Raw genomic sequence first — 14,274 nt, forward strand, 5'->3', positions numbered from 1 at the left:
CCGCGGGGGCTGTCGGACGCTCAGGCCCCGGTGCGCTTCGGCACCTCCGGCACGGCGAGCAGCGGCAGCCTGAGCGCGCCGAAGGCGTTCTCGGGGACGGCGGGCCGCTCCGGCGCGACCGGCCGGACGCGGCGGTAGTCCTCGCCCTGGGCGGGGCGCGGGTCGGCCTCGCCGCGGTTGGGCCACATCGACATGGCGCGCTCGGCCTGGGCGGTGATGGTCAGCGAGGGGTTGACGCCGAGATTGGCGGAGACCGCGGAGCCGTCCACCACGCTGATCCCGGGGTAGCCGTAGAGGCGGTGGTAGGGGTCGACGACTCCGGTCTCGGCGCTGTCGCCGATCGGGCAGCCGCCGAGGAAGTGCGCGGTCATCGGGATGTCGAAGATCTCGCCGACGGTGGAGCCGGGGAAGCCGTTGATCGACTCGGCGAGCGCCTTGGCGCCCTCCTCGGCGGCCGGGATCCAGGTCGGGTTGGGCGCGCCGTGGCCCTGGCGGGAGGTCAGCTTGCCCTTGCCGGTGCCGGACTTCTTCAGCGAGACGGTGAGCGAGTTGTCCAGCGACTGCATCACCAGCCCGATGATGATCTTCTCGGACCAGCGGTGCTGGTTCATCGACTGGGCGAAGATCCACGGGTGGCGGGCGGCGGTCAGCGCGTAGCGCAGCCAGCGCGGGCCGCGCCCGGCGCCGGGGACCTGCTGGATGGAGAGCGCGCCCATCGCGTTGGAGCCCTTGCCGTAGCGGACCGGCTCGATGTGGGTGTTCGCGTCCGGGTGGATGGACGAGGTGATGGCGACGCCCTTGGTGAAGTCGACCCTCTCCCCGTACCGCCGGTCGGTGGTCTGCGCGCCGACCAGCGCCTCGGAGTTGGTGCGGGTCAGCTCGCCGAGCCGGCCGGAGATCGCGGGCAGGTGGCCGCCCTCGCGCATCCGGTGCAGCAGGGTCTGGGTGCCGTAGGTGCCGGCCGCGACCACCACCCGGGCGGCGGTGACGGTGCGGGCGCCGGCCTTCTTCGGGTCCTTCGAGCGCGAGTCGGTGCGCCGCACGTCCACGGCGTAGCCCTCGCCGTGCGGGCGCAGCCGGGCGACGGTGGTCAGCGGGTGGATCTCGGCGCCGTTCCGCTCGGCGAGGTGGAGGTAGTTCTCGGTGAGCATGTTCTTGGCGCCGTGCCGGCAGCCGGTCATGCACTCGCCGCACTCCACGCAGGCCTTGCGGCTGGGGCCGGCGCCGCCGAAGTACGGGTCGGGGACCTCAGCGCCGGGGGTCGTCCTGGCCTCGCCGTCGGAGTCCTGGCCGTCGCCGAAGAAGACGCCGACCGGGGCCATGTGGAAGGTGTCCCCGCAGCCCATCTTCTCGGCGGCCTCCTTGAGGTGGACGTCCGAGGGGGTCAGCGTCGGGTTGAGCCGCACGCCCAGCATCCGCTGCGCCTGGTCGTAGAAGGGCGCGAGCTCCTCCTGCCAGTCGGTGATGTGCGCCCACTGGCGGTCCTCGAAGAACGGCTTCGGCGGGACGTAGAGGGTGTTGGCGTAGTTGAGCGACCCGCCGCCGACGCCGGCGCCGGCCAGGATCAGCACGTTGCGCAGCAGGTGGATCCGCTGGATGCCGTAGAGGCCCAGGGCCGGGGCCCACAGGTAGTTCCTGGTGTCCCAGGAGTTCTTCGGCAGCTCGTCGCGGCCGAAGCGGCGCCCGGCCTCCAGGACCGCGACCCGGTAGCCCTTCTCGGTGAGCCGCAGCGCGGAGACCGCGCCGCCGAATCCCGAGCCAACCACCACCACGTCGTAGTCGAAACCGCTGTCCGTCATGACCGACTCCTGCTTTCGGGTGTGGTGGTCGCTCACTTGAGCCGGAACGCCTTCATGGCCTTCAGGCCGGTGGTGAAGAGCCGGGCGAACGCCTCGTCGTCCAGGCCCATCGAGGGGCCGATCGGCAGGATCCGCTGCACGGCCACGGTCTGCGCCTCGGTGTAGCGCAGGATGCCCTCGGAGCCGTGCCGCCGGCCGAGGCCGGACTCGCCCATGCCGCCCATCGGCGAGGCGACCGAGCCGTAGGCGGCCGCGTACGCCTCGTTGACGTTGACCGTGCCGGTGCGCAGCCGGGCCGCGACCGCCCGGCCGCGCCGGGTGTCCCTGGTCCAGACGCTGGAGTTCAGGCCGTACGGGGTGGCGTTGGCGGCGGCGACCGCCTCGTCGTCGGTGTCGAAGCGGTAGATCGAGACGACCGGGCCGAAGGTCTCCTCGGCGCAGACCGCCATCCCGGGGGTGACGCCGTCCAGGATGGTCGGCTCGTAGAACAGCGGGCCGAGGTCGGGGCGGGCGCGGCCGCCGGCCAGCACGGTGGCACCGGCCCCGACCGCCTCCTCGACGTGCCGGGCGACCGTCTCCAGCTGGCGCGGGGAGACCAGCGAGCCCATGTCGGCGCCGTACGCCAGGCCGCCGCCGAGCCGCAGCGCGGCGGTGCGGGCGGCGAACCGGGCCAGGAAGTCCTCGGCGACCGAGCGGTGCACGTACAGCCGCTCGATCGAGATGCACAGCTGCCCGGCGGAGGAGAAGCAGGCCCGGACGGCGCCCTCGGCGGCCCTGTCCAGGTCGGCGTCGGCCAGCACCAGCATGGCGTTCTTGCCGCCGAGCTCCAGGGAGGCGCCGACCAGCCGGGCGGCGGCCTTCTGGGCGACCTCGCGGCCGGTGCGGGTGGAACCGGTGAAGGCCACGTAGTCGGCCCGGTCGACCACCTCGGGGCCGACCACCGGGCCGTCGCCGAGCACGATCTGCCAGATCTCGGCGGGCAGCCCGGCCTCGACGAACAGCTCGCGGGCCCACAGCGCGGTGAGCGCGGTCTGGGTGTCCGGCTTGTTGACCACCGCGTTGCCGGCCACGAAGGCGGGCAGCGCGTCGCCGACCGACAGCTCGAAGGGGTAGTTCCACGGCGATATCTGGCCGACCACGCCCTTGGGGCGGCGCGCCTCGACGGCGCTGGTCAGGCCGGGCACCGCGCCGCCGCGGTGGCGGTCGCGCAGGTAGGAGGCGGCCTTGCGGCCGTAGTGGCGGGCGGCCGAGGCGACCGCCATCACCTCCTCGAAGGCGTGCAGCCGGGCCTTGCCGGTCTCGGCCTGGATCAGGTCCAGCACCTCGTCCTGCCGCTTCAGCAGCAGGTCGTGGAAGCGCAGCAGCACCGCGGCCCGGCGGCGCACCGGCAGCGCCGCCCAGGCGGGCTGCGCCGCCCGGGCCTGCCGGAAGGCGCGCTCGACGTCGACCGGGCCGGAGAGCGGCAGCTCGGCCAGCTTCTCGCCGGTCAGCGGGGCGATGGTGCCGGCGGTGCCGGCGCTGCCGTCCGCGGTGACGCCCCGGGCCAGCCGGGCGATCACGGCGGGCGTGACCGCCGAGCCGACCGTGCGCCCGCCGCCGGGCGCCGCGGGGTTGCGCCCGGCCGTGCCGGCGGCGGGGGCCTGTGCGTCTGCCGAGATGTCCGTCATGGCGGACACCCTAGGCGCTCCGCGCGCCGTTGTGTACCCGTCGGTAACAGGAAATGCTCTGTGTCGGAGTTACCTCAGCGGGTGGGCGCGAAACTGTTGAGGACGGTGGTGAAGCGGCGCTGCAGCGCCGTCCAGTCCTTCTCCGGGCCGGAGATGTACACCGCGTACGAGGTGCCGTCGGTGTCCCGGAACTCCGCCTCCTTCGCCCGCCGGCGCGAGCCATCCTTCGCGGTGTACGAGAACTCCCACACCGCGCCCTCCCGGTCGTTGATCCGGGCGGCGGCCATGCTCAGCGACAGGTAGTCCTTGAGGCTCTTGCTGACCGACGCCTCCATCTCCTTGAAGTGCTCGCGCGGGGTCAGCGGCTGCCCGACCGTCACCGCGAACTGCAGGTAGTGCACCTTGGCGTCCGGGCTGTAGTAGACCTGCCCGTTCTCCTCGGTGCGCAGCCACTGCTGGTCGGTGGGCAGCAGGAAGCGGAAGCCCTCGACGTCGTCCCGCCAGGTCCAGCCGGCCGGCGCCGGGTCGCCCGACGCGATCGGGTCCACCGCGGTCGCCGACGGGTTCGGGTCGCCGCCCGGGCCGTCGGCACGGTTCTGCAGCACCGCCCAGGCGCCGCCGCCCGCGAGCAGCGCCAGCACCAGCGCGCCGCCCAGCAGCACCAGCGGCCGGCGCCGACGACGGGCCGGACGGGGACTCACCGCGGGGACCGGCTCGGTCGGCGCGCCCGGCAGGGTCGCCGCGGTCGCGCCGGGAGCCGCGGGACCGGCGGGAGCGCCGGGACCTGCGGGGACACCGGGAACGGCGGGAACACCGGGAACGGCGGGAACACCGGGGTCTGCGGGACCGGCGGGTGCGGTGGCGGCGGTGGGCGAGGCCGCCCCGTCCGCCGCGGGGCCGGCGGCCGGCGGGTCGACCCGGTCCACCACCGGCACGTACTGGGTGGGCACCCGGGACGGCTCCGCCGGGCCCGGCCCGGACACCCGGATGCCCAGCGTCGCCCCGGCCGCGACCTCGCGCAGCATACGCAGCGCCTCGTCCGCGCCCGGCCGCCCGGCCGGGTCCTTGCCCATCAGCGCGGCCAGCACCGGCGCCAGCGCGCCCGCCCGGTGCGGCTCCGGCAGCGGCTCGTCGACCACCGCCGCGAGCGTGGCCAGCGGCGTGTCCCGGCGGAACGGGGACGTCCCCTCCACCGCGGTGTACAGCGTCGCGCCGAGCGCCCACAGGTCCGAGGCCGGGCCCGGCCGGTGGCCCTGGGCCCGCTCCGGCGCGAGGTAGTCCGGGGAGCCGACCAGGTCGCCCGGCCGGGTCAGCTCGATGCCCGCGTCCTCGAACTTGGCGATGCCGAAGTCCAGCAGCACCACCCGCCCGGTGCCGTGCTCCAGCAGCACGTTGGCCGGCTTCACGTCCCGGTGCAGCACGCCGAGCTGGTGCCCCCGGTGCAGCGCGGCCAGCACCTGCACCCCGACCTCGGCGGCCTCGCGCGGACTCAGCGCGCCGTCCTCGGAGACCACCGCGGACAGCGGGCGGCCGTCCACCAGCTCCATCACGATCCACGGGCGGCCGTCCTGCTCCACCACGTCGTGGATGGTGATCACCCCCGGGTGCTTGATCCGCGCGGCGGCTCTCGCCTCGCGCTTCATCCGGGACTGGAGGATCTCCAGGTCCTCCTCCGACAGGTGGCTGACGGTCAGCTCCTTGACCGCCACCTCCCGGTCCAGCATCTCGTCCCGGGCCCGCCAGACGGTCCCCATCCCGCCCCGGCCCAGCCGCTCCCCCAACGCGTACCGGCCCGCGAGCACCCGGCCCGTCGACTGGTCCTGAACACCCATCTGGCGACCGTTCCCCCTCATCACCCCGCCGCCGCTCCGGCGGAGGGCCGGTGCACCGCAGTCACCGCAACGTCTCTTTCCGGGCCCAGCCTATGCGGCACATCACACGCCCGTACGGTCGCCCCGGCCCCGTCCCGCAACCGTGGCCGCGGCGTGACCGCACCCGGCTCAGCCCGCGAACGCCACCACCGCCGCCAGCGCCGCGACCAGTGCCAGCACCACCCCGCCCACCAGCAGCGGGCCGAGCAGCGCCGGCGGCACCCGCGGCGGCCGCCGGGGCTCCACCCCGGGACTTCGCTCCGCACCCTGACGATCCGTCCGCCGCAAAGCCCGGGCCCCGCGCGGCCGGGGCACCAGCGGACCGGCCGGCGGCCGCAGCACCGGCAGCAGCGGCGCCTGCACCGCCCCCGCGCCGAACGGCTCGGGCGCACCCGCCAGCACCGTCCGCAGCTCCTGCCGCACCGCCGCCGCGTCCGGCCGCAGCCCCGCCTCCGGCTGCAGCAACCGCTCGACCAGCGGCCGCAGCACCCCGCAGCCGTCCGCCGGACGGAACCGGCCGTCGCGCACCGCGCCGAGCAGCGTCGGCAGGTCCTGCTCCGGGTAGGGCCCGTACCCGGACAGCAGCCGGTAGAGCAGCACTCCGAGCGCCCAGCAGTCGGCCGGCGCGCCCGCGTCGATCGGCCACCGCTCCGCCCGCGCCCCCACCAGCAGCGCCCGGGCCTCGTACACCCGGCGCGGCACCGGGCCGCCGACCGCCTGGCAGAGCTCCTCCTCCGCGGCGCCGCGCAGCAGCCCGCCGAGCACCGCCGCGCCGTCCTCGCACACCACCACCGCCTCGGCGGTCAGGTTGCCGTGCGTCAGACCGGTGCGGTGCAGCGCCTCCAGCGCGCCCGCCAGGTCCGCGGCGATCTCCGCCACCCGGTACGGGGAGACCGGCCCGTTGCCGGCCAGCCGGGAGAGCGGCTCACCCGGCAGCCGCTCCTCCGCGACCCACAGCAGCCCGCCCTCCGGCACCGCCCCCAGGCCCCGCAGCAGTCGCGGATGGTCCGGCGCGGCAGCCGCCACCGCGGCCACCCGCTCGGCCACCCGCGGGCCCTGACCGGGCTGCTCCTCCACCTCGGGCCGCAGCGGGTCGAGGAACTCGGGGAGCTCCAGCGCGGACAGCGTCACCAGCGCGCCGCTCACCGCGTCCCGCGCGGGAACGCCCGCCGACGGGTGCGCCGGCACCTCGGCCGGACGGTCCGTCACCCGGTACCGCCCGCCCACCACCTGCCCCGGGACCGCTCGCATTCCCATCCCTCCCCGCCGCCCTCTCGGGCCAGGGTACGGCGCCCGCCGCCGAAGCGGCCGTCATCCGCCGCCGCACCGCCGCGCCCGCACCCCCGGGCCGGCCGCACCGGCGCTACGGCGCCGGTTCGAAGGTGTCGTACGAGACCTGCCGCGCCTGCGAGTTGGCCGGAAGGCTCCAGTCCGACTCGGGCATGGTCCAGTAGATCGCGTAGCCGTACTTGCCGCCGCCGGTCACGAAGCCCCGGTTGAGCGAGTGCTGGGTGGCGCCGCTCTTGCCGGAGTACGTCCACTCCCAGTCGGCCGCGTTGGTCCAGGTCCGGAAGGTCATGCCCTCGACCCGGATCCGCCGGTAGTTGCTGAAGTTGGCCGACCGGTCGGAGTCCTGCCAGTCCTTCAGGGCGCTGCCGCCCGCCGGGCTCTGCCAGTCGATCACCAGGCGCACGCCGCGGCCCTCGAAGCGCCGGCTGGTGTCGTCGTAGTCCGGGCCCTTGTCGGCGAGCCAGTCCGGCAGGGCTATGGAGAAGCCCGAGGCGTCCTTGAAGGTGGCGAACCCGGCCGGCAGCGTGCCGCCCGCCGAGGTGCCCGCGGACGCCGCCCCGCCGCCCTGCGACGAGCCGCCGCCCTGCGGCGAGCCGCCGCCCTGCGGCGAGGCCGCCGGGGCCGGGGTCGAGGCCGCCGGGCTCGCCGGGGCACCCGAGGCGCCCGTCCCGCCGGTACCGCCGGCCGACGCCTGGGCCGAGGCCGGGGCCGACGCCCCGTCGGCGGAGGTCCTGCCGTCCGGATCGCCGTCCCGCACCAGCGCGACCAGCCCGGCGACCAGCGCCAGGACCGCGACCAGGGCCGCGGCGGCGAGCAGCGCGGTCCGCCGCCGGTCCGGGGTCAGCCGGGCGCCGACCGTGGCGAGCAGCCCGGTCTCCGCCTCGGCGGGCTCCACCGCGGCGTTCGCCGCGCCGGGCGTCCCGGCACCGGCCGCAGGAGCGGGCGCGCCGCTCACGGCGTCCGCGCCGCGCGGAACGCCGGCGCCGCCCGCCGCGGCCACCGCACCGCCGGCGGCGCTCCCGCCCCGGACCGTGCCCGGAGCACGCCGGACGCTCACGCCGCGCGAGGCGGTCGCGGGCCGCGCGGCGCCCTGCGGGGCCCGGGAGCCCTGCTCGGCACCGGCCTTCGCCGCGCCGTCGGCCTTCGCCGTGCCGTCGGCCTTCGCAGCCGACCCGGACGCCGCCGACGACGCCCCCGCCGCGGCCGCCACCGGGGCCGGCACCGCCTGCTGCGTGGTCGCCTCCGCGCGGGCCGCGCCGTCCGCGACGATCCGCTTGAGCATCGCCCGGGCGGCCGCCGCGTCGAGGCGCTCGGCCGGGTCCTTGGCCAGCAGGCCCTCGATCACCGGTGCCAGCGGGCCGGCGTTCGCCGGCGTCTCCAGCTCCTCGGTCATCACGGCGGTCAGCGTGGCCAGCGCGGAGCCGCGGTCGTACGGCGGCTTGCCCTCGACCATCGCGTACAGCGTGCCGCCGAGCGACCAGAGGTCGGCGGGCGGGCCGGGCTTCTGGCCGCGCGCCCGCTCGGGCGAGATGTACGAGGGGGCGCCGACCAGCATGCCGGTGGAGGTGATGGAGGTGTCGCCCTCGACGCTGGCGATGCCGAAGTCGGTGAGGACCACCCGCCCGTCCTCGCCGATCAGCACGTTGGACGGCTTCACGTCGCGGTGCAGCACGCCCTGGGCGTGCGCGGCGCCGAGCACGCCCAGCAGGTCGAGCGCGATCTCCGCGGCCCGGACCGGCGTGAGGGTGCCGTCGTCCTTGATCACCTCGGCGAGCGAGCGGGACTCCACCAGCTCCATCACGATCCAGGGCCGCTCGTCCTCCTCGACCACGTCGAAGACGGTGACGGCGGCGGTGTGCCGGATCCGGGCGGTGGCCTTGGCCTCGCGCAGCGTGCGGACGATCAGGCGGTGCTTCTCGTCCTCGTCGACGGCGCCGGTCATCCGCAGTTCCTTGACCGCGACGATCCGGCCGAGCATCTCGTCCTCGGCCCGCCAGACCGTGCCCATGCCGCCCCGGCCGAGCACGTCGTTGAGCCGGTAACGCCCCGCCAACAGACGGCCGGTGGACTTCTGCGGCTGCGTCATCGGTGCGCTCTCCCCCGTGTGTTACCGGCCAGAGGTTCCATCATCCCCTGCCGGGGCACCCGCTGGCCAACCGGCCCCACCCTTCGCCGCCGCCCGGCCGGCCGGGTCGGGGAAATACGAGGGGCCCCCGCCGGCGGCGGGGGCCCTGATCGTCAACTGACGGATCGTCAGCGGTGGTTGAGCGCCGGGTTGACGGTCACCTCGACCCGCTGGAACTCCTTCAGCTCGGTGTAGCCGGTGGTCGCCATGGCCCGGCGCAGCGCGCCGAACAGGTTCATGGTGCCGTCCGGGGTGTGCGAGGGGCCGGTGAGGATCTCCTCGGTGGTGCCGACGGTGCCGAGGTCCACGCGCTTGCCGCGCGGCAGCTCCTCGTGGACCGCCTCCATGCCCCAGTGGTAGCCCTTGCCGGGCGCGTCGGTGGCCCGGGCCAGCGCGGCACCGATCATCACCGCGTCCGCGCCGCAGGCGACGGCCTTCGGGATGTCGCCGCTGTAGCCGACGCCGCCGTCCGCGATGACGTGCACGTAGCGGCCGCCGGACTCGTCCATGTAGTCGCGGCGGGCGGCGGCCACGTCGGCCACCGCGGTCGCCATCGGCACCTGGATGCCCAGCACGCCCCGGGTGGTGTGCGCAGCGCCGCCGCCGAAGCCGACCAGCACGCCGGCCGCGCCGGTGCGCATCAGGTGCAGCGCGGCGGTGTACGTGGCGCAGCCGCCGACGATCACCGGCACGTCGAGCTCGTAGATGAACTGCTTGAGGTTGAGCGGCTCGGCCGCGCCGGAGACGTGCTCGGCGGAGACCGTGGTGCCGCGGATGACGAAGACGTCCACCCCGGCGTCGACGACGGCCTTGGAGAACTCGGCGGTGCGCTGCGGCGAGAGCGCGGCGGCGGTGACCACGCCGGAGTCGCGGACCTGCTTGATCCGCTCCTTGATCAGCTCGGCCTTGATCGGCTCGGCGTAGATCTCCTGCAGGCGACGGGTGGCGGCCACCTCGTCGGAGATCGAGGCGATCTCGTCGAACAGCGGCTGCGGGTCCTCGTAGCGGGTCCACAGGCCCTCGAGGTTCAGCACGCCGAGGCCGCCGAGCTGGCCGATGGCGATCGCCTGGGCGGGCGAGACCACGCTGTCCATCGGGGCCGCGAGGAACGGCAGCTCGAAGCGGTAGGCGTCGATCTGCCAGGCGATCGAGACCTCCTTCGGGTCCCGGGTACGGCGGCTGGGGACGACGGCGATGTCGTCGAAGGCGTACGCCCGTCGGCCGCGCTTGCCTCGCCCGATCTCGATCTCAGTCACTTCGAGCCCTTCTGCAGCTTTCATCTCCCGACCGGGTCACCCCGGCCGCCCACCAGTATCCCGCACCGTCCGGCCCCCTGCCGCGCCCGGCCGAGTGGCGGACGCTTAGGGTTCGCCCATGTTCGCTGCTCTCACCGACGCGTTTCCCGTCACGGCACGGGAAGCGCGGCCCGGGGACCTGTCCGGGTACCCCGATCCCGTCCGCCGCGTGCTCGGCCCGATGGGCGGGTCGACCCTGGCCGACGGCCTGTACCGGTTCCACACCGCCGACAGCGCCGCCTCGGCGAACGCCGCCTGCGCCGAGCTGGTCCCGGGCTTCGCCGAGCGGTACGGGGTGTTCGCCTTCGACTGGCTGGGCCGCGAGTTCGCGGTGAACACCGAGGACGGCACGGTGGCCGCGGTGGACTTCGGCTCGGACGAGTTCCTGGAGAGCGAGCTGAGCCTGGACGAGTGGCACGACGTGGTCGCCGCCGAGGCCGACGACCTGCTGCTGCTCGCCCAGTACCTGGAGTGGCGCGCCGCCAACCCGCAGACCGGCCCGCTCGCCTTCGACCAGGTGGTGTGCCACCGCCACCCGCTCTTCCTGGGCGGCGCGGACGAGGTGGACAACCTGGAGCTGAGCGACAAGGACGTGCACCGCACCCTGTTCACCCAGATCGCCGTCCAGGTCCGCGACCTCCCGCCGGGCACCCCGATCCACCTGGACCTGGGCTAGAGCGCGCGAAGGGGCGCGGGGTGGAACCCCGCGCCCCTTCGAAGGTCGTACCGTCAGCGGCTGGTGTAGTTCGGCGCCTCGACGGTCATCTGGATGTCGTGCGGGTGGCTCTCCTTGAGGCCCGCGGAGGTGATCCGCACGAACCGGCCCTTGGACTCCATCTCGGCGACGGTGGCGGCGCCCACGTAGCCCATGGTCTGGCGCAGGCCGCCGACCAGCTGGTACAGCACCGCGGAGAGCGGGCCGCGGTAGGGGACCTGGCCCTCGATGCCCTCGGCGATCAGCTTCTCGTCGGAGGAGACGTCGGCCTGGAAGTAGCGGTCCTTGGAGAAGGACTTCGCCTGGCCGCGGGACTGCATGGCGCCCAGCGAGCCCATGCCGCGGTAGGACTTGAACTGCTTGCCGTTGATGAACAGCAGCTCGCCCGGCGACTCCTCGCAGCCGGCCAGCAGCGAGCCGAGCATCACGGTGTCGGCGCCGGCGGCCAGCGCCTTGCCGATGTCGCCGGAGTACTGCAGGCCGCCGTCGCCGATCACCGGCACGCCGGCCGCCTGGCAGGCGAGCGCGGCCTCGTAGATCGCGGTGACCTGCGGGACGCCGATGCCGGCGACCACGCGGGTGGTGCAGATGGAGCCCGGGCCGACGCCGACCTTGACGCCGTCCACGCCGGCGTCGATCAGCGCCTGGGCGCCGTCGCGGGTGGCGACGTTGCCGCCGACCACGTCGACGCCGACCGCGGCCTTGATCTTGGCGATCCAGGCCAGCGCGTTGTGCGAGTGGCCGTGCGAGGTGTCGACGACCAGGAAGTCCACGCCGGCGCCGACCAGGGCCTGGGCCCGGTCGAAGGCCTCGGCGGAGGCGCCCACGGCGGCGCCGACCAGCAGACGGCCCTCGGCGTCCTTGGCGGCGTTGGGGTACTTCTCAGCCTTGACGAAGTCCTTGACGGTGATCAGGCCCTTGATCCGGCCCTCGTCGTCGACCAGCGGCAGCTTCTCGATCTTGTGGCGGCGCAGCAGCGCCATCGCGTCCTCGCCGGAGATCCCGACCTTGCCGGTGATCAGCGGCATCGGCGTCATGATCTCGGAGACCCGGCGGCTGCGGTCGCTCTCGAAGGCCATGTCACGGTTGGTCACGATGCCCAGCAGCTTGCCGTCGGGCGAGGCGACCGGCACGCCGGAGATCCGGAAGCGGGCGCACAGCGCGTCCGCCTCGGCCAGGGTGGCCTCCGGGCCGACGGTGATCGGGTCGGTGACCATGCCGGACTCGGAGCGCTTCACCAGGTCGACCTGGTTGACCTGGTCCTCGATCGACAGGTTGCGGTGCAGCACGCCGACGCCGCCCTGACGGGCCATCGCGATCGCCATCCGCGACTCGGTGACCTTGTCCATCGCCGCGGACAGCAGGGGGATGTTGACCCGAACGTTGCGCGAGACCCGCGAGGAGGTGTCGACCTGGTTGGGGAGCACCTCGGAGGCCCCGGGCAGCAGCAGGACGTCGTCGTACGTGAGTCCGAGCATCGCGAACTTCTCGGGTACGCCTGCGGCGTTGTAAGACATGTGAAGGGGACCTTCCGTGGCGGGCCGTCGATCTCTGTCGCGCCCAGCGAGGGTTTCCGGGCACGTCTCTCTGCTGGGTGGACGGCCGCGGTCGCGGCGACCACCCGCGCGCACCGGCATCGGCCTCGGCCGCCAAGACGCCCGGTGTTTGGAGGAACCTCCGAGGAAACCCCGCTCACACCCACGAAACTTTGGCGACCCGACCAGGCGCCGATACCCCATGGTACTGGTGTCCGGGGGTGTCCCCGTCGCGCCTTCTTGACAACACCGGAGCTACGAGGACTCTTCCGCGAGCGCGCGGAGCCGGCTCAGCGCCCGGTGCTGGGCCACCCGGACGGCGCCCGGCGACATCCCCAGCACCTCGCCGGTCTCCTCGGCCGACAGCCCGTCCGCCACCCGCAGCAGCACCAGCTCGCGCTGGCGGGCCGGCAGGTTGGACAGCAGCTCCTTGATCCAGGCGGCGTCACTGCTCAGCAGCGCCCGCTCCTCCGGGCCGAGCGACTCGTCCGGCGTCTCCGGCAGGTCGTCCGGCGGGATCACCGTCGAGCCTGGCCCGCGCATCGCGGCCCGCTGCAGATCGGCGACCTTGTGCGCTGCGATCCCGTACACGAAGGCCTCGAAGGGACGCCCGGTGTCGCGGTAGCGCGGCAGCGCCACGAACACGGCGACGCAGACCTCCTGCGCGACGTCGTCCACGTGGTGCCTCGCGTTGCCGGGCAGCCGGACCAGCCGGCCCCGGCAGTAGCGCAGCGCCAGCGGGAGGACGTAGCCCAGCAGCGCCTCGATCGCCGGACCCTCGCCGCGCACCGCGGCCGCGACCAGTTCGGCGATCTCCGGCGAGGTGGAGCCGGCCGGCTGCTCGGCACGACGGTCCGACGCGTACGACGGATCGGCGGCCGGGCCCTCGGGCTCGGGCCGGGCCGGCTCGGGCCGGGCCGCACTCGGGGCGGCTGCCTCGTCGTCGCGCATCGGTCCATGGTGCCTGCTCGGCGCGGAAAACGCGGCACCGCGTCCGGACTTGTGCATCGGAACGTTATGCGTCGCCGGGTGCACCGTGCCGCCTCCCCTGCCTGTCCGCTGGTCCCCGAGGTGCTCCACTCCTCCATGGTGCAGCCTCGGGACCGCAACGTCACACGTCCGCGCTCAGCGGACCAGGCCCCAGCGGAAGCCGAGCGCCACCGCGTGCGCGCGGTCCGAGGCGCCGAGCTTCTTGAACAGCCGCCGGGCGTGGGTCTTCACGGTGTCCTCGGAGAGGAACAGCTCGCGACCGATCTCGGCGTTGCTGCGGCCGTGGCTCATGCCCTCCAGCACCTGGATCTCACGCGCCGTCAACGTCGGCGCGGCACCCATGTCGGGGCTGCGCAGCCGGCGCGGCGCGAGCCGCCAGGTCGGGTCGGCGAGCGCCTGGGTGACGGTGGCCCGCAGTTCGGCGCGCGAGGCGTCCTTGTGCAGGTACCCGCGGGCGCCGGCGGCGACCGCGAGCGCCACGCCGTCCAGGTCCTCGGCGACGGTGAGCATGATGATGCGGGCGCCCGGGTCGGCCGAGAGCAGTCGGCGGACCGTCTCCACCCCGCCGAGGCCGGGCATCCGGACGTCCATCAGAACGAGATCGGAGCGGTCGGCCACCCAGCGGCGGAGGACCTCCTCACCGTTCGTCGCAGTGGTCACCCGGTCGACGCCGGGCACGGTCGCGACCGCACGGCGAAGCGCCTCCCGGGCGAGCGGGGAATCGTCGCAGACGAGTACGGATGTCATGACCGTCGTCCTCCGCAGCTGATCCGCGTCACGTTGAGCCTCCTGGCTGGTACGAACCTCTCCGACACGGCCGGCCGACGACGGACCCCGGAATTGATCGCCGATGCCACCGCGATCGTTCCCGGGCTCCCACGCCCGCTAACCGCCTCCGCACATCCAACGACCGTCACCCGAATGAGTTACGGCCTTCAGGGCCATCTCCACCACTGTACGTGGCCAACCCATCACGGATCAGGCACC

At 74.5% G+C, this 14,274-nt stretch carries 10 protein-coding genes; 1 reads left to right on the top strand and 9 read right to left on the bottom strand.

Going from position 1 to position 14,274, the window contains the following annotated elements; translation table 11 throughout:
- Window positions 1–20 precede the first annotated feature (20 nt).
- The 6 genes from ABEB06_RS15905 to ABEB06_RS15930 form a co-directional block, all read right to left on the bottom strand.
- Window positions 21–1,799, bottom strand: a complete 1,779-nt coding sequence (locus ABEB06_RS15905; protein WP_345697522.1) for a GMC oxidoreductase — start codon at window positions 1,797–1,799, stop codon at window positions 21–23.
- Between the two features lie 32 nt (window positions 1,800–1,831).
- Entirely contained in the window at window positions 1,832–3,466 is a 1,635-nt protein-coding gene (locus ABEB06_RS15910; protein ID WP_345697523.1) for a succinic semialdehyde dehydrogenase, read from the bottom strand.
- Window positions 3,467–3,540: 74 nt separating this feature from the next.
- On the bottom strand, window positions 3,541–5,298 hold the full coding sequence (locus ABEB06_RS15915; RefSeq protein ID WP_345697524.1) for a serine/threonine-protein kinase: 1,758 nt from the start codon (window positions 5,296–5,298) through the stop codon (window positions 3,541–3,543).
- A 168-nt stretch (window positions 5,299–5,466) separates the two neighbouring features.
- A complete protein-coding gene (locus ABEB06_RS15920; RefSeq protein ID WP_345697525.1) occupies window positions 5,467–6,588 on the bottom strand; it encodes a protein kinase in 1,122 nt (373 codons plus the stop codon).
- A gap of 112 nt (window positions 6,589–6,700) precedes the next feature.
- On the bottom strand, window positions 6,701–8,713 hold the full coding sequence (locus ABEB06_RS15925; RefSeq protein ID WP_345697526.1) for a serine/threonine-protein kinase: 2,013 nt from the start codon (window positions 8,711–8,713) through the stop codon (window positions 6,701–6,703).
- Between the two features lie 167 nt (window positions 8,714–8,880).
- Entirely contained in the window at window positions 8,881–10,008 is a 1,128-nt protein-coding gene (locus ABEB06_RS15930; RefSeq protein WP_345697527.1) for a GuaB3 family IMP dehydrogenase-related protein, read from the bottom strand.
- 118 nt (window positions 10,009–10,126) lie between these two features.
- Between ABEB06_RS15930 and ABEB06_RS15935 the strand changes: the two genes are divergently transcribed.
- Window positions 10,127–10,723, top strand: a complete 597-nt coding sequence (locus ABEB06_RS15935) for a hypothetical protein (protein WP_345697528.1) — start codon at window positions 10,127–10,129, stop codon at window positions 10,721–10,723.
- A gap of 53 nt (window positions 10,724–10,776) precedes the next feature.
- On the opposite strand, the gene guaB is transcribed toward ABEB06_RS15935, so the two are convergent.
- The 3 genes from guaB to ABEB06_RS15950 form a co-directional block, all read right to left on the bottom strand.
- Entirely contained in the window at window positions 10,777–12,279 is a 1,503-nt protein-coding gene (gene guaB, locus ABEB06_RS15940) for an IMP dehydrogenase (RefSeq protein ID WP_345697529.1), read from the bottom strand.
- Window positions 12,280–12,552: 273 nt separating this feature from the next.
- Window positions 12,553–13,248 carry an RNA polymerase sigma factor ShbA gene (gene shbA, locus ABEB06_RS15945; RefSeq protein ID WP_345697530.1) on the bottom strand — a complete coding sequence of 232 codons (696 nt, stop codon included), beginning with the start codon at window positions 13,246–13,248 and terminating at the stop codon, window positions 12,553–12,555.
- 174 nt (window positions 13,249–13,422) lie between these two features.
- The gene (locus tag ABEB06_RS15950) at window positions 13,423–14,034 is read right to left on the bottom strand and encodes a response regulator transcription factor (protein ID WP_014136228.1); all 612 of its coding nucleotides are present in this window, start codon (window positions 14,032–14,034) and stop codon (window positions 13,423–13,425) included.
- Window positions 14,035–14,274 lie beyond the last annotated feature (240 nt).

Source organism: Kitasatospora terrestris (assembly GCF_039542905.1).
Lineage (GTDB): Bacteria > Actinomycetota > Actinomycetes > Streptomycetales > Streptomycetaceae > Kitasatospora > Kitasatospora terrestris.

Bases quoted from the DNA above. Each gene is read 5' to 3' on its own strand.
- guaB (WP_345697529.1), bottom strand. From the start codon at position 12,279: ATGTCTTACAACGCCGCAGGCGTACCCGAGAAGTTCGCGATGCTCGGA.
- ABEB06_RS15910 (WP_345697523.1), bottom strand. From the start codon at position 3,466: ATGACGGACATCTCGGCAGACGCACAGGCCCCCGCCGCCGGCACGGCC.
- ABEB06_RS15905 (WP_345697522.1), bottom strand. From the start codon at position 1,799: ATGACGGACAGCGGTTTCGACTACGACGTGGTGGTGGTTGGCTCGGGA.
- ABEB06_RS15920 (WP_345697525.1), bottom strand. From the start codon at position 6,588: ATGCGAGCGGTCCCGGGGCAGGTGGTGGGCGGGCGGTACCGGGTGACG.
- ABEB06_RS15935 (WP_345697528.1), top strand. From the start codon at position 10,127: ATGTTCGCTGCTCTCACCGACGCGTTTCCCGTCACGGCACGGGAAGCG.
- ABEB06_RS15915 (WP_345697524.1), bottom strand. From the start codon at position 5,298: ATGGGTGTTCAGGACCAGTCGACGGGCCGGGTGCTCGCGGGCCGGTAC.
- shbA (WP_345697530.1), bottom strand. From the start codon at position 13,248: ATGCGCGACGACGAGGCAGCCGCCCCGAGTGCGGCCCGGCCCGAGCCG.
- ABEB06_RS15925 (WP_345697526.1), bottom strand. From the start codon at position 8,713: ATGACGCAGCCGCAGAAGTCCACCGGCCGTCTGTTGGCGGGGCGTTAC.
- ABEB06_RS15950 (WP_014136228.1), bottom strand. From the start codon at position 14,034: ATGACATCCGTACTCGTCTGCGACGATTCCCCGCTCGCCCGGGAGGCG.